The organism is Shigella sp. FC1544, from assembly GCF_001722145.1.
Lineage (GTDB): Bacteria > Pseudomonadota > Gammaproteobacteria > Enterobacterales > Enterobacteriaceae > Escherichia > Escherichia coli.
The window spans coordinates 1-14,512 of record NZ_MECT01000589.1; the positions used below are offsets into that span (position 1 = coordinate 1).

The following is a 14,512-nucleotide window of genomic DNA, read 5'->3' on the forward strand; positions in this document are numbered from 1 at the left end:
TCTGCATATCTGACACTTTGGTTCCCACTACTTATTTGGTGGACACCACTTTGTCTAATTCGTCAGATTCTGACCAGACGGTTCAGGCTGTACGCTTACAGTTAAGTGAGAATAATTAAGGGATGACTCGTCATGGCGCACTCACACTCACACACGTCCTCACACCTGCCAGAAGATAATAATGCTCGTCGCTTGTTGTATGCTTTCGGCGTGACTGCCGGGTTTATGCTGGTAGAAGTCGTTGGTGGTTTTCTTTCTGGTTCTCTGGCATTGCTGGCCGATGCGGGTCATATGTTGACCGATACTGCCGCCCTGCTTTTCGCCCTACTCGCCGTGCAATTTTCACGTCGTCCTCCCACCATTCGCCACACTTTCGGTTGGCTAAGACTGACCACGCTCGCGGCGTTTGTGAATGCCATCGCCCTCGTGGTAATTACCATTTTGATTGTCTGGGAGGCGATAGAACGCTTCCGCACGCCGCGTCCGGTCGAGGGCGGCATGATGATGGCAATTGCCGTGGCTGGGTTGCTGGCAAATATACTTTCTTTCTGGTTACTTCATCACGGCAGCGAAGAGAAAAACCTCAACGTACGTGCAGCGGCATTGCATGTGCTCGGGGACCTGTTGGGTTCGGTTGGGGCTATTATTGCCGCGTTGATTATTATCTGGACCGGCTGGACACCTGCTGACCCCATTCTCTCGATAGTGGTGTCGCTTCTGGTTCTGCGTAGCGCGTGGCGACTGTTGAAAGATAGCGTGAATGAATTACTTGAAGGTGCACCGGTATCGCTGGATATCGCTGAACTGAAGCGTCGTATGTGCCGGGAAATCCCGGAAGTCCGCAATGTGCACCATGTACATGTATGGATGGTAGGTGAGAAGCCGGTGATGACGCTGCATGTGCAGGTGATCCCGCCACACGATCACGATGCCTTGTTGGATCAGATCCAACACTACCTGATGGATCACTATCAGATTGAGCACGCCACCATTCAGATGGAATATCAACCTTGTCATGGGCCAGACTGCCACCTGAATGAAGGGGTGTCTGGCCATTCACATCATCACCATTAATGGGACAGCGCGCATGAGCCTCTTTCACGTGCGCTGTTGATCCACATCCGACTGCCGTTGAGCGCAATAAAGGTCAGGATGATGTACTCCAGAGACATGGCGTAAACGCCCTGAAGTGCAAAAATAACGACGCTAATCACGTTAATAATCACCCACAACAGCCAGTTTTCCACATACTTACGCGTCATCAGAAGCATTGCCACGATAGATAACACCATCATGCATGAATCCCAGAACGGGAAAGCGTCCGGTTGCAGTTCAGGCATCACAACCTGTAATCCTAATGCTTGCATGATCATGACTGCCACGCGGGTCAAAAATGCAAACACCGGATTGATAAATACCGTCATCAGACCAATCGAAACAACGCAAACCGCCAACCAGCTGAGCGCCTTCGGCAATGGTAACCAGCGAATTTTCAACTCCGCCTCGTTCTGACTGGTTTGTCGCGACCACGCATACCAACCGTAAATATTCGCGGCAAAGAAAAACACCTGTAATAGCAGGCTGGCATACAGCTGAATCTGAAAGAAAATAATGCCAAACAAGGTGACGTTGATCAGGCCAAAGAAGTAGTTGCTGATCTTCTCCAGACTGGCAAGGCCAATACACAGCAACCCGGCGATCGTGCCTACCGCTTCGATCCATGAGAGATCATAACCGCCTGCTCCTATTGGTATATGTACCAGGATATTCTGCACACTAAAAAAATCCATCTTTCCCCCAAAGCGTAACGTTACGCCTTATTATTCGTTATCCACGTAGTGTAGCCGCAAAATCCAGCATACGATTGAGCGGCTCCAGCGCCCTCTCTCGCAGCCTTTCATCAACATGAACCTCGTGATTGCTTCCTTCCTGTTCTAATGCCTCTGCGATGGCCTGAAGGCCATTCATGGCCATCCACGGACAATGCGCGCAGCTGCGGCAGGTTGCACCCTCACCTGCGGTTGGTGCTTCCAGTAACTCTTTATCTGGCACCGCCTGCTGCATTTTGTAGAAAATACCCCGATCGGTTGCCACAATAAGCCTCTGATGTGGCAATGTTTTCGCAGCAGCGATCAGTTGACTGGTGGAACCGACCGCATCCGCCATATCGACAATAGCTTGTGGTGATTCTGGATGCACCAGTATGGCAGCATCCGGGTATTCTTCTTGCAAGCGGGTTAACGCCTGAGTCTTAAATTCATCATGCACAATACAGGCACCCTGCCAGCATAGAATGTCTCCACCCGTCTGTTTTTGCACGTAACGCCCCAGATGTTTGTCGGGTGCCCAGATGATTTTTTCACCCAAACTATCAAGATGATCAATAAATTCGACGGCAATGCTTGAAGTTACCACCCAATCTGCGCGCGCTTTTACCGCAGCAGAAGTGTTGGCGTAGACGACGACAGTACGATCGGGATGGGCATCGCAAAATGCGTTAAATTCTTCAACAGGGCAGCCGAGATCCAGTGAACATTCAGCCTGAAGTGTCGGCATCAGAATTGTTTTTTCCGGACTGAGAATTTTGGCGGTTTCTCCCATAAATCTCACCCCAGCGACTAACAAAGTAGAAGCGGGATGCTTTGCACCGAAGCGCGCCATTTCCAGAGAATCAGAAATACAGCCACCGGTTTCTTCTGCCAGTTGTTGAATTTCGGGATCGGTATAGTAGTGGGCAACCATCACCGCATTACGTTCTTTTAGCAGACGTTTTATCTTCTCGCGGTAATACGCTTTTTCATCAATGCTTAACGGCGTCGGCTTCGGGGGGAAAGGATAAATCGCCGTGTCTGGATCAAACATTACGCTCATCTTACCATCTCGTTTTACAGGCTTAACGTTAAAACCGACATTAGCGTAATATTCGCTGTTATCGGTGTAATTTGTTTTATATGCTAAACAAGATAGTCGAATGGTGGGGAAAAGTCACTCGAATTACGCCTAATTCCACCGACGTAGAGTTGCTTGCACAGTAAGCTCTGACGATGTCATCAGGTTTACAAAGTGAAATTGAGGATGCCTGAATAGCAAAAAAGCGCCTTTAGGGCGCTTTTTTACATTGGTGGGTCGTGCAGGATTCGAACCTGCGACCAATTGATTAAAAGTCAACTGCTCTACCGACTGAGCTAACGACCCGGTGGTGGGTGATGACGGGATCGAACCGCCGACCCCCTCCTTGTAAGGGAGGTGCTCTCCCAGCTGAGCTAATCACCCAATACTACGCTGGATACTACAACTAACTATGTTAGTGGTGGGTCGTGCAGGATTCGAACCTGCGACCAATTGATTAAAAGTCAACTGCTCTACCAACTGAGCTAACGACCCACTTTTTCGTTGCTTTCGGTTTGTTTGATATCCCGTGGCAACGGCGGCATATATTACTGATTTCAGACTTGAGCGCAACAAAAATTTCGATGCAGATCACTCAACTGCTTATGATTCGCACGACACGACCAGAAATAATGCAACTTCTGGTCGTGTGTTATGCATTACATCGCGTTCAGACGTTTTTGTGCCTGTTTAGCGCCATCAGTACCAGGGTATTTACTGATAACCTGCTGGTATACGGCTTTCGCTTTTGCGGTGTCACCTTTGTCCTGCATGATGACGCCGACTTTAAACATCGCATCAGCAGCCTTTGGTGACTTCGGATAGTTTTTCACTACCGAAGCAAAATAGTACGCCGCATCATCTTTTTTACCCTTGTTGTAGTTTAACTGACCCAGCCAATAATTGGCGTTTGGCAGGTAAGTTGAATCAGGGTAATTTTTGATGAAATTCTGAAATGCCACCATTGCGTCATCCTGGCGGGATTTATCCTGCACCAGCGCAATAGCTGCATTGTAATCCGTGTTTGCATCGCCGCTTTTCACCGGCGCGCCAGCATTCGCAGTACCAGCATCAGCTGTCGGCGTCGTTGATGCCGCCGCACCGCTTTGATCGCTGCTGGTTGATTGCGCCGCTGCACCACCGCTGCTGAGGCTGTCGATCTGCAACAGGATCTGCTTTTGCCGCTCCACGACCTGATTCAGTTGATACTGATTTTCCTGAATCTGACCACGCAGGGAATCAATATCGGATTGATTATCAGAAAGTTGTTGCTGGAGTTGGGTTAAAAGCTGGCTGTGAGCATTAGAAATACGCTCAAGTTGAGTGACGCGGTCTTCGACCGAGCCTGAGCCGACACTACTGATTGGTGCCTGAGCAAAAGCGGCCCAGGGGGCCGCTATACCAACCAGTAACGACAGACTCAATAGTTGATGTCTGAAGTTACTGCTCATGCAATTCTCTTAGTAAACCAGTACCGCACGACGGTTTTTGGAGTATGCCGCTTCGTCATGACCCAGTACTGCAGGTTTTTCTTTACCGTAAGAAACGATGGAGATCTGGTCTGCAGAAACGCCTTTACCCTGCAGGTACATCTTAACGGCGTTCGCACGACGTTCACCCAGGGAGATGTTGTATTCCGGAGTACCACGTTCGTCCGCGTGACCTTCTACGGTGACTTTGTAAGACGGGTTGCTACGCAGGAAGTTTGCATGTGCATCCAGCATTTGAGCGAAGTCAGAACGGATATCGTACTTGTCCAGATCGAAGTAAACGATGTTGTTCTGCTGCAGCTGTTGCATTTGCAGACGAGCCTGCTCTTCGGAAGACATGTTGCCGTTGCCGCCGTTCGCATCCATACCAGTGCCGGCACCCAGCATGCCTTCGCTGCCGTCATTGCTGGCGTTCTTGTTGGAAGAACATGCCGCAATTGCCATAACAGGCAGAGCAATCATCAGCCCTTTCAGCACTTTGTTCAGTTGCATTTCAATGATTCCTTTACTATTCAATTAATTATTATCACAGATACGGCGACCAGGCAGGGAATTTGACCTGTCCATCAGTTGCCGGAAGACGCGCTTTGAAACGCCCATCTGTAGAAACCAAATTCAGCACGGATCCCATCCCCTGAGAAGAGCTGTAGATTACCATAGTGCCATTAGGTGCCAGACTTGGCGTTTCATCCAGGAACGTGGACGACAGAACTTGTACGCCTCCCGTTGCCAGATCTTGTTTGGCAATGTGCTGCTGCCCACCATTGGAGCTGACCATTACCATAAATTTACCGTCGCTGCTGACATCCGCATCCTGGTTCTGCGAACCTTCCCAGGTAATACGTTGTGGCGCACCGCCGTTGATATTCACTTTATAAACCTGCGGACGACCGGCCTGGTCAGAAGTAAATGCCAGGTTCTGGCTATCCGGGAACCAGGTCGGTTCGGTATTGTTACTGCGACCATCAGTCACCTGGCGGACCTGACCAGAAGCCAAATCCATTACGTACAGGTTCAGACTACCGGTTTTCGACAAGGCGAATGCCAGTTTGCTGCCGTCTGGCGAGAATGCAGGTGCACCGTTGTGACGCGGGAATGAAGCCACCTGACGTACAGCGCCATTTGCCAGCGTCTGAATAACCAGCGCGGAACGACCGCTTTCGAAGGTCACATAAGCCAGTTTAGAACCGTCTGGTGACCACGCCGGAGACATCAGCGGCTGCGGTGAACGGTGAACGACAAACTGGTTGTAACCGTCATAGTCAGATACGCGCAGTTCATACGGGAACTGACCGCCGTTGGTCTGAACAACGTAGGCAATACGGGTACGGAACGCACCTTTAATGCCGGTCAGTTTTTCAAACACTTCATCACTGGTGGTATGACCAGCATAACGCAGCCACTGCTTGTTCACTTTGTACGAGTTCTGAGCAAGTACAGTACCCAGTGCGCCGCCAGTGTCAACAAGTTGATAAGCAACATTGTAAGAACCATCCGGATTCGGAGTGACCTGACCGACAACTACAGCGTCAATGCCCAGTGCGGACCATGCAGATGGTTGTACTTCCTGCGCACTACCCGGCTGCTGTGGCAGACGAGCGCGATCTAACGGATTAAATTTACCGCTGTTACGCAAGTCAGCAGCAACGATGCCGCCAATATCTTCAGGTGCCGCACCAGGCCCCGCCCACTGGAAAGGAACAACACCAATAGGACGACCGGAATCTACACCGCTGTCGATCACAATGCGGACTTCAGCATGCAGAACTGATGCCCACAGTATGAGAAAACCAAATGCTACTCGTAATGCCTGCTTCATCATATCTCCCTTATCTGGACCGATGGCCCACGATAATTTAGCAGAATGTTAACAAACTAAAATACACAAAACTACCAGAACCCCGTGGCAACCGGTGCCTGATGTTGACCGTCCGAACAGTCAACATCGCGATTACGGTTTGAAGTCCAATGGCGCGTTTTTGAACACTTCATATACTGCCTGGCTTGGTGGTTTCGGGATCTTCGCAAGTTTAGCTGCTGCCAACGCAGCCTGACAAAGTGCGGGATCTCCACCTTCAGGTTTGATATCCAGTAACATACCATCGGGTGCCAGTTTTATGCGCAGCGTACAGGTTTTGCCTGCATAGGACGATGCGTCATAGAACTTACTTTCGATAGCAGATTTAATCTGCCCGGCATAGTTATTGATATCGGCCCCTGATGCGCCATTGTTTTTAGTATTACCACTCCCGGCAGGCGAAGCATTGTTCCCTTTCGCCCCTCCCCCCGTTTTCGGTGCATTCTTACCAGAGCTTAGCTCACCGAAAATATCATCTGCCTCTGCGGCGGCTTTTTCTGCCGCTGCGGCGGCTTTTTCTGCCGCTGCTTTCTTATCAGCTGCTGCCTTTTCAGCAGCCGCTTTTTCTGCTGCTTTTTTGTCGGCTGCCGCTTTCTTATCAGCTGCAGCCTTTTCAGCAGCCGCTTTCTTTCTTGCTTCAGCTGCAGCTGCTTCTGCCGCTTCCGCTTTCTTCTTCAGTGCCGCAGCGGCTGCCTCGGCTTTTTTCTGCGCTGCGGCTTTGGCGGCTTCTGCTTCTGCTTTTTTCTTTGCGTCTGCAGCCGCTTTCTTCGCTGCTTCTTCCGCAGCTTTAGCATCTGCTTCGGCCTTCGCTTTAGCATCTGCCGCCGCTTTCGCTGCCGCCTCTTCAGCTTGCTTCTGCTTTAACTCGGCCTGTTTTGCGGCTTCTTCAGCCTGCTTTTTCTGCTCCTGAGCCGCTAACCGCTCTTTCTCAAGTTGCTTCAGGCGTTCCTGTTCAGCCGCTTGTTTCTCACGCAGTTCTTCAGCAGCCTGCTGTTCCTTCATCTTGCGCTGTTCATCAGAACGCTTCGCGCTTGATTCCTGGCTTTGCATGCGTTTGTACTGCTCAACTACCGCACCTGAATCAACCATGACAGCGTCGATGGACGAACCACCGCCGCCTCCGGCTGAAGCTTCTATATTCTCATCGAACGAACTCCAGATCAGCGCCGCAAATAAGATGACATGCAGCACTGCTGAAATAATTATCGCCCGCTTGAGCTTGTCGTTTTGTTCGGTTGCCTTTGACACTCTCGGTTTCCAAAAACTGTTCGCCTGTTACCCGCTCTCTTTCAAGCAAGGGAAACGCAGATGTTTAGATAGGCTGCGTCATTAAACCAACCGATTTCACACCCGCACTATGTAACAAGTTCAGTGCTTTAATTATTTCATCGTAAGGCACATCTTTTGCGCCACCGATCAGAAAGACCGTTTTCGGGTTGGCCTTGAAACGGCTGGACACTTCCGCCACCACCTGCTCTGGTGGTAAACGCTCCAGGCGATCTTTCTCAACCACCACGGTGTACTGACCAATACCAGACACTTCAACAATCACTGGCGGATTATCGTTACTGCTCACCGCCTGTGATTCAGTAGCGTCTGGCAGATCGACCTCCACGCTCTGGGTGATGATGGGCGCTGTCGCCATGAAGATCAGCAACAGCACCAGCAGTACGTCCAGCAACGGTACAATGTTGATTTCGGACTTAAGTTCGCGACGACCTCGTCCACGCGCTCTGGCCATGACTTACCCCTTATTGCTCTCGCTAACGGTAAACGCCTGGCGGTGCAGAATCGCGGTAAACTCTTCCATAAAGTTGTCGTAATTCAGTTCCAGTTTGTTTACGCGCTGGTTGAGGCGGTTGTAGGCCATAACTGCCGGGATAGCGGCAAACAGACCAATTGCAGTCGCAATCAACGCTTCTGCGATACCGGGCGCAACCATTTGCAGTGTTGCTTGTTTTACCGCCCCGAGGGCGATAAAGGCGTGCATGATCCCCCAGACCGTACCAAACAGACCAATATACGGGCTGATGGAGCCAACCGTACCGAGGAACGGAATGTGCGTTTCCAGATTTTCAAGTTCACGGTTCATGGAGATACGCATAGCACGCGACGCCCCTTCCACTACGGCTTCCGGCGCATGGCTATTGGCACGATGCAGGCGCACAAACTCTTTGAACCCGCTGTAAAATATTTGTTCCGAACCAGTCAGATTATCCCGTTTCCCCTGACTCTCTTGATAGAGGCGAGAGAGTTCGATTCCAGACCAGAATTTATCTTCAAACGCTTCGGCTTCGCGCGCCGCTGCGTTAAGAATACGGGTCCGCTGGATAATAATGGCCCAGGATGCGATTGAAAAACCAATCAAAATCAACATGATAAGTTTAACCAGAAGGCTAGCCTTCAGGAACAAATCAAGGATATTCATGTCAGTCACTGCTTAAACTCCGCGACAATAGACTTGGGAAGCGCACGAGGCTTCATTTTGAGTGGGTCAACGCAAACAACCAGAACCTCTGCTTCATTCAGCAAAGTATTCTCGGCGTTGACAATACGTTGCGTGAAAACCAAAGAGGTGCCACGCATTGATGTTATTTCAGTCTGTATTTCGAGCATATCGTCGAGCCGCGCAGGTGCGTAATATTCCACCGTCATTTTACGTACCACAAAGGCAATGCGTTCAGCCATCAGCGCCTGCTGACTGAAGTGATGATGACGCAGCATCTCTGTGCGTGCTCTTTCATAAAAAGCGACGTAACTGGCGTGGTACACCACACCACCGGCATCGGTATCTTCATAGTAGACGCGAACCGGCCATCGAAACAGCGTTGTATTCACTTTACATCCCGGTAATGCAACAAAAGTTAGAGCTTTTAAACGCTGCTACTATACGCGCGCGATTGAGGTTTGGGAATGAGGGCAAGTTAAGGGAGCGTAAAAATTTATGGGCCTGGAGCGGCCCATAATTTTTTAAAGAGAATTCTGATTTAAAAGAAGAAGAAAATCAGCCCGATAATGAGAACAATATCGGCAAGCAATGGGCAAAAAATCCCTTGCCAAAGAACCTTCTGCGGACGAAAGCCCACGCCGTGAATCACACCAGCACAGACGGCCCACATCAGCAATAAACCATGCCAGATTTCCAGTTCACTGGTCTTCGCGGCAAAACGAGATGGGTCCCAAAACATACATCCTGCTAACAGAAGCGCCATCACGAAGGAAAGCGCCCGCAGGGGGCGCTTGTCCATTACCGCATACAAGGTCGCGATAATCTTACTCATCAGATGTCTTCTTGACCGGCTTTGCCTGATTCGACGTGTTCAAGCGCCAGCGCGGTGATTACCCCAAACGAACAGGCAAGAAGCGTTCCCAGAATCCATGCGAAATACCACATTTTTAGCTCCTTACTTAGTACAGAGAGTGGGTGTTACGTTCAATATCTTCTTTGGTGATACGACCGAACATTTTCCAGTAACACCAGGCGGTGTAGAGCAGAATGATCGGTACCAGAACCACCGCAACCCAGGTCATGACGTTAAGCGTCAACTGGCTGGAAGTTGCATCCCACATTGTCAGACTTGCGTTCATCATGGTGCTGGACGGCATCACAAACGGGAACATTGCGATACCGGCTGTCAGGATGATGCAGGCCAGCGTCAGGGAGGAGAACACAAACGCCCACGCGGCTTTATCCATACGTGCAGTCAGGATGGTCAGCAGCGGCAGAACCACACCCAGTGCCGGAATAGCCCACAGAATTGGCGTGTTGTTGAAGTTAACCAGCCATGCGCCAGCTTCACGAACCACTTCTTTATTCAGTGGGTTAGAGGCTGCGTAATGGTCCATTGTCGATTTCACGACATAACCATCGATACCGTACATCACCCATACGCCAGCCAGTGCGAAACAGACCAGTGTCACCAGCGCAGCCACCTGAGCCGTTGCACGGGTACGCAGGTGCAGTTCGCCCACGGTACGCATTTGCAGATAGGTTGCGCCCTGAGTAATGATCATCCCTACGCTCACCACGCCTGCCAGCAGGCCGAACGGGTTAAGCAACTGGAAGAAGTTACCGGTGTAGTACAGACGCAGATATTCATCAACGTTGAACGGTACGCCCTGCAACAGGTTACCGAACGCAACACCAATTACCAGCGGCGGAACGAAGCTACCAATGAAGATGCCCCAGTCCCACATGTTACGCCAGCGGGTTTCTTCAATCTTGGAGCGGTAGTCAAAACCGACCGGACGGAAGAACAAAGACGCCAGCACGAGGATCATCGCCACATAGAAGCCGGAGAACGCAGCGGCATAGACCATCGGCCAGGCAGCAAAGAGTGCGCCGCCCGCGGTGATCAGCCAAACCTGGTTACCGTCCCAGTGTGGTGCAATGGAGTTAATCATAATTCGACGCTCGGTGTCGTTACGACCGAGGAAACGGGTGAGCATGCCCACCCCCATGTCGAAACCGTCAGTGACTGCAAAACCAATCAGCAGAACGCCAACCAGCAGCCACCAGATAAAACGCAATACTTCATAATCGATCATTTGACGACTCCTGTCTTAGCGTGCCGGCTGAGTAGTCGTGGAAGACTGCTCAAAGTGATAGCGACCGGTTTTCAGGCTGCTTGGGCCGAGGCGTGCAAATTTGAACATTAAGAACAATTCTGCCACCAGGAACAGGGTATACAGGCCGCAAATCAGCACCATTGAGAAGATGAGATCGCCTGCGGTCAGTGACGAATTCGCCACAGCTGTCGGCAGCACTTCACCGATAGCCCACGGTTGGCGGCCATATTCAGCCACGAACCAGCCCGCTTCTACAGCAATCCACGGCAGCGGAATACCGTACAGCGCGGCGCGCAGCAGCCATTTTTTCTCGCCAATGCGGTTGCGGATGACACTCCAGAAAGAGAGCGCGATGATTGCCAGCAGCAGGAAGCCACACGCCACCATAATACGGAACGCGAAGTACAGCGGCGCTACACGCGGAATGGAGTCTTTGGTTGCCTGTTGAATCTGCGCTTCAGTCGCATCAGCCACGTTTGGCGTATAGCGTTTCAGCAGCAGACCGTAACCGAGGTCTTTCTTCATGCTATTGAACTGGTCACGAACCGCCTGGTCGGTAGAACCAGAACGCAGTTGTTCGAGCAGAGAGTACGCCTTCATCCCGTTACGAATGCGTTCTTCATGCTGCACCATTAGCTCTTTCAGGCCGATAACAGGGGTATCCACGGAACGCGTTGCAATGATGCCCAGTGCGTAAGGGATCTGAATCGCAAATTTGTTCGTCTCCTCTTCCTGATCAGGAATGCCGAACAGAGTAAAGGCAGCAGGCGCAGGTTGCGTTTCCCACTCGGCTTCAATAGCAGCCAGTTTGGTTTTCTGCACGTCGCCCATTTCGTAGCCGGATTCATCACCCAGAACAATAACAGACAGAACAGCAGCCATACCGAAGCTGGCAGCGATAGCAAAGGAGCGTTTAGCGAAGGCGAAGTCACGACCTTTCAGCATATACCATGCGCTGATACCGAGGATGAACATCGCGCCAGTCACATAACCAGACGCTACAGTGTGAACGAATTTCACCTGAGCAACCGGGTTAAGCACCAGCTCGGAGAAGCTCACCATCTCCATACGCATAGTTTCAAAGTTGAAATCGGACGCGATTGGGTTTTGCATCCAGCCGTTCGCAACCAGAATCCACAGTGCGGACAGGTTTGAACCGAGCGCCACCAGCCAGGTGACACACATATGCTGAACTTTACCCAGACGATCCCAACCGAAGAAGAACAGACCTACAAAGGTGGATTCGAGGAAGAAGGCCATCAGACCTTCGATTGCCAGCGGCGCACCGAAGATATCCCCTACATAGTGGGAATAGTAAGACCAGTTAGTCCCGAACTGGAACTCCATGGTCAGACCGGTAGCCACACCCAGAGCGAAGTTGATACCAAACAACTTGCCCCAGAACTTGGTCATATCTTTATAAATCTGTTTGCCGGAGAGGACGTAGACCGTTTCCATAATGGCCAGCAGGAACGCCATACCGAGCGTCAGTGGCACAAAAAGGAAGTGGTACATCGCGGTCAAGGCAAACTGTAAGCGCGACAGTTCGACTATATCTAACATCATGACTCCTTGCTCATCGCATGAAGACTCCGAGAGTGAACCCCGTTAGAAAGGGTCACACGCATGCCCCAATAGAAATTTGTTTGAACACTTTCATCATACCATGTGAATGCACACAAAAACGGCGTAAAGAAAGGTTGCAAACATGTTAATAAAAACTCAAATTGATCCCACGTATATATTACGCCGCAAAATCCTTACAATAAACAGGTTTTTGTTGAAGCAAATTTGCATTTTTCGACGGTGATCAATTTATAGCTAAATTACCGCCTTTCAGCCAATTTGATCGAGAACAATTTATCTCTTTTTGATGCCCATTTCCAAGACTTATACATTGATAAATATCAATTCCTACAAATTATGTTAATCATGTTTCAATAAGGTAACTTTAGTGACATTTATGTTTAAAATGTGTGAGTTATAAGGCTGAAATTAGTTTCGGTTGGCAATTAAAGATAAAAAGAGACGAAGCAAAAACAGCACGGTTGACCTTAATTCTTTTTTTGGTCACTGGCTAATACGACGCAGAGTTTCAGGATTACTAATAAAGGCATAAATCCACCCCCGCCGATATTAACATTTAATTAACTTATAATTATATTATAATTAACTCACCCAGGGTTATTATTTTGTTAAAAATAAAGCCACATATACGTGGCTTGAGAGTGAAGATAAACGCAAAATTACCTGATGCGCTACGCTTGCCAGTGTCTACATCATCTCTGCAATATATTGAATTTGCCTGCTTTTGTAGACCGAATAAAGCATTCATGCCGTATCCGGCATGAACAAAGCGCCCTTTGTCAACAATCTGGCCGCGCATATGTGGCTTCGGTTTGATTGCTATTCAGGCAAGCCGGTAACTGAACGTCCGTGACTGGCCGGGTAAAAAAGGCCCCGATAGATTTGAACCTTGATTTTCCTCGGTGGTAATGTGTTCATCCATCATCGTTTCTGAGCAAGAAATCACCTCGCGACTGAAAGCAACAGTCGCATCACAGGTTGCTGATTCAGCCGGATTAAACAGCCGTAAAATCACTTCTTGTCGGTCTTCAGCTTTCTTAAGTGCGCTTATCAGGCATCCCACTGGGGGCATTTTCAACAAACTATAACTTTCCGGCACGTTGAATCCGGCTTTGTTGAGCTTCATCGCATCCCATGGGATTTTGTTGTAACACTGTACTGGAGTCAGCCATGCTCGCGCCTGCTGAGCTACACCAGCGGCGGTTGGCGTACCGGTATAACTCAATAAACTTAGGCGACAAGAAAGCAGACCACGTAGTTGTGAGTCCGGGACTGGCATTTTAATTCCCGAAGGCCGCCCAGGCCTTAAAAGCAGATCTTCTTTGCCCAGTAAGCCCACGCCACGCAGCAACGTAATGGCAAAGGTTTTCTTCTCTTCACCGATGACTTCAAATTCACGTAACCCTTCGCTAAAGACAGCCATGCCGTTACGCCCTTCCTGTAAGGCAACATAGTTGAGCATATTCCATACCGGAACCGGCGCTTCTTTCCAGCCTTCTTGCTGCCAGTTGTTCATTGCACTGTCGTTCACGGGGCGCGTTAGCGAACCAAACTGCGTATCTGCCAGAACACTGTCGGTGTTAAAAGGTGTAGGGACCAGGACACGAAGGCGATGATCGTCAGCCTGGTTATCAAGGTTGATATCCACATCAATACGCCTGCTGTTATGACTAAGAGTGACAACCAACACCACCCCTACTCTGCCAGTGGATTGCCGGGCGCTGCGTTCTGACAAATTGAGCGGCACTGCCATGTCATAGCGGATAACAGCCCTGCTCTGCCAGGCTTCATGAATAATATCGCATTGCGGTTTCGCGTTCGCTGCGGTAATTACCCACTCTTCTTTTGCGGGTGAATAGTCATATTCATCACCATCATCAGAGCTTTCTTCAATTTGCAGGTAATGCTGCCAACTTACTGATTTAGTGTATGATGGTGATTTTAAGGTGCTTGCGTGGCTTCCATTTCCATCAGATGTCCTTCCTGCTCCGCTACTGAAGGCGTGGTGCGTAACGGCAAAAGCACTGCCGGACATCAGCGCTATCTCTGCTCTCATTGCCGTAAAACATGGCAACTACAGTTCACTTACACCGCCTCTCAGCCCGGTACGCACCAGAAA

Annotated in this window: 15 protein-coding genes, 3 tRNA genes and 1 pseudogene; 2 read left to right on the forward strand and 17 right to left on the reverse strand. The window is 50.0% G+C overall.

Going from position 1 to position 14,512, the window contains the following annotated elements:
* Positions 1–132 precede the first annotated feature (132 nt).
* Positions 133–1,074, forward strand: a complete 942-nt coding sequence (zitB, locus tag BGK49_RS24190; RefSeq protein ID WP_000951300.1) for a CDF family zinc transporter ZitB — start codon at positions 133–135, stop codon at positions 1,072–1,074.
* Here zitB and pnuC read toward each other — a convergent pair.
* The 17 genes and pseudogenes from pnuC to BGK49_RS24280 all read right to left on the reverse strand — a co-directional run.
* Complete coding sequence (pnuC, locus tag BGK49_RS24195; RefSeq protein ID WP_000345414.1) at positions 1,071–1,790, reverse strand: nicotinamide riboside transporter PnuC; 720 nt, start codon at positions 1,788–1,790, stop codon at positions 1,071–1,073. The two genes, zitB and pnuC, sit on opposite strands and share 4 nt — an antisense overlap.
* Positions 1,791–1,827: 37 nt before the next feature.
* Positions 1,828–2,871 carry a quinolinate synthase NadA gene (gene nadA / locus BGK49_RS24200; RefSeq protein WP_000115275.1) on the reverse strand — a complete coding sequence of 348 codons (1,044 nt, stop codon included), beginning with the start codon at positions 2,869–2,871 and terminating at the stop codon, positions 1,828–1,830.
* Positions 2,872–3,119: 248 nt separating this feature from the next.
* Positions 3,120–3,195: transfer RNA gene (locus BGK49_RS24205), tRNA-Lys, on the reverse strand.
* 2 nt (positions 3,196–3,197) lie between these two features.
* Positions 3,198–3,273 (reverse strand) — tRNA-Val (locus BGK49_RS24210).
* A 35-nt stretch (positions 3,274–3,308) separates the two neighbouring features.
* Positions 3,309–3,384, reverse strand: a tRNA-Lys gene (locus tag BGK49_RS24215).
* A gap of 164 nt (positions 3,385–3,548) precedes the next feature.
* On the reverse strand, positions 3,549–4,340 hold the full coding sequence (gene cpoB, locus BGK49_RS24220; RefSeq protein WP_000097580.1) for a cell division protein CpoB: 792 nt from the start codon (positions 4,338–4,340) through the stop codon (positions 3,549–3,551).
* 9 nt (positions 4,341–4,349) lie between these two features.
* Positions 4,350–4,871: a peptidoglycan-associated lipoprotein Pal gene (gene pal / locus BGK49_RS24225; protein ID WP_001295306.1), complete on the reverse strand. Its 522-nt coding sequence runs from the start codon at positions 4,869–4,871 to the stop codon at positions 4,350–4,352.
* A gap of 34 nt (positions 4,872–4,905) precedes the next feature.
* The gene (tolB, locus tag BGK49_RS24230; protein ID WP_069375841.1) at positions 4,906–6,198 is read right to left on the reverse strand and encodes a Tol-Pal system beta propeller repeat protein TolB; all 1,293 of its coding nucleotides are present in this window, start codon (positions 6,196–6,198) and stop codon (positions 4,906–4,908) included.
* Positions 6,199–6,330: 132 nt separating this feature from the next.
* Positions 6,331–7,485, reverse strand: a complete 1,155-nt coding sequence (gene tolA / locus BGK49_RS24235; protein WP_000030650.1) for a cell envelope integrity protein TolA — start codon at positions 7,483–7,485, stop codon at positions 6,331–6,333.
* A gap of 64 nt (positions 7,486–7,549) precedes the next feature.
* Positions 7,550–7,978 carry a colicin uptake protein TolR gene (tolR, locus tag BGK49_RS24240; protein ID WP_000090104.1) on the reverse strand — a complete coding sequence of 143 codons (429 nt, stop codon included), beginning with the start codon at positions 7,976–7,978 and terminating at the stop codon, positions 7,550–7,552.
* 3 nt (positions 7,979–7,981) lie between these two features.
* Positions 7,982–8,674 carry a Tol-Pal system protein TolQ gene (tolQ, locus tag BGK49_RS24245; RefSeq protein WP_000131314.1) on the reverse strand — a complete coding sequence of 231 codons (693 nt, stop codon included), beginning with the start codon at positions 8,672–8,674 and terminating at the stop codon, positions 7,982–7,984.
* The gene (ybgC, locus tag BGK49_RS24250; protein ID WP_001098375.1) at positions 8,671–9,075 is read right to left on the reverse strand and encodes a tol-pal system-associated acyl-CoA thioesterase; all 405 of its coding nucleotides are present in this window, start codon (positions 9,073–9,075) and stop codon (positions 8,671–8,673) included. Before ybgC ends, tolQ begins: the two co-directional genes overlap by 4 nt.
* A gap of 149 nt (positions 9,076–9,224) precedes the next feature.
* Positions 9,225–9,518 (reverse strand): cyd operon protein YbgE, encoded by a 294-nt coding sequence (ybgE, locus tag BGK49_RS24255; protein ID WP_000034601.1) that lies wholly within the window; start codon positions 9,516–9,518, stop codon positions 9,225–9,227.
* The gene (gene cydX, locus BGK49_RS24260) at positions 9,518–9,631 is read right to left on the reverse strand and encodes a cytochrome bd-I oxidase subunit CydX (RefSeq protein WP_000270282.1); all 114 of its coding nucleotides are present in this window, start codon (positions 9,629–9,631) and stop codon (positions 9,518–9,520) included. The genes ybgE and cydX overlap by 1 nt, the downstream gene beginning before the upstream one ends.
* Before the next feature lie 14 nt (positions 9,632–9,645).
* Complete coding sequence (gene cydB / locus BGK49_RS24265) at positions 9,646–10,785, reverse strand: cytochrome d ubiquinol oxidase subunit II (protein ID WP_000568275.1); 1,140 nt, start codon at positions 10,783–10,785, stop codon at positions 9,646–9,648.
* Between the two features lie 15 nt (positions 10,786–10,800).
* The gene (gene cydA / locus BGK49_RS24270; protein WP_000884361.1) at positions 10,801–12,369 is read right to left on the reverse strand and encodes a cytochrome ubiquinol oxidase subunit I; all 1,569 of its coding nucleotides are present in this window, start codon (positions 12,367–12,369) and stop codon (positions 10,801–10,803) included.
* 847 nt (positions 12,370–13,216) lie between these two features.
* Positions 13,217–14,296: pseudogene (locus tag BGK49_RS24280) on the reverse strand (glycoside hydrolase family 38 C-terminal domain-containing protein); the annotation flags it as partial.
* A 51-nt stretch (positions 14,297–14,347) separates the two neighbouring features.
* Between BGK49_RS24280 and BGK49_RS30020 the strand changes: the two are divergent.
* On the forward strand, positions 14,348–14,512 hold a 165-nt coding region (locus tag BGK49_RS30020), incomplete at its 3' end, for an IS1 family transposase (RefSeq protein WP_047664789.1).

Excerpts from the sequence above, each read along its gene's own strand:
- cydA (WP_000884361.1), bottom strand. The coding sequence starts at position 12,369 with ATGTTAGATATAGTCGAACTGTCGCGCTTACAGTTTGCCTTGACCGCG.
- zitB (WP_000951300.1), top strand. The coding sequence starts at position 133 with ATGGCGCACTCACACTCACACACGTCCTCACACCTGCCAGAAGATAAT.
- nadA (WP_000115275.1), bottom strand. The coding sequence starts at position 2,871 with ATGAGCGTAATGTTTGATCCAGACACGGCGATTTATCCTTTCCCCCCG.
- pal (WP_001295306.1), bottom strand. The coding sequence starts at position 4,871 with ATGCAACTGAACAAAGTGCTGAAAGGGCTGATGATTGCTCTGCCTGTT.
- tolB (WP_069375841.1), bottom strand. The coding sequence starts at position 6,198 with ATGAAGCAGGCATTACGAGTAGCATTTGGTTTTCTCATACTGTGGGCA.
- ybgE (WP_000034601.1), bottom strand. The coding sequence starts at position 9,518 with ATGAGTAAGATTATCGCGACCTTGTATGCGGTAATGGACAAGCGCCCC.
- pnuC (WP_000345414.1), bottom strand. The coding sequence starts at position 1,790 with ATGGATTTTTTTAGTGTGCAGAATATCCTGGTACATATACCAATAGGA.
- tolR (WP_000090104.1), bottom strand. The coding sequence starts at position 7,978 with ATGGCCAGAGCGCGTGGACGAGGTCGTCGCGAACTTAAGTCCGAAATC.
- cydB (WP_000568275.1), bottom strand. The coding sequence starts at position 10,785 with ATGATCGATTATGAAGTATTGCGTTTTATCTGGTGGCTGCTGGTTGGC.
- cydX (WP_000270282.1), bottom strand. The coding sequence starts at position 9,631 with ATGTGGTATTTCGCATGGATTCTGGGAACGCTTCTTGCCTGTTCGTTT.
- cpoB (WP_000097580.1), bottom strand. The coding sequence starts at position 4,340 with ATGAGCAGTAACTTCAGACATCAACTATTGAGTCTGTCGTTACTGGTT.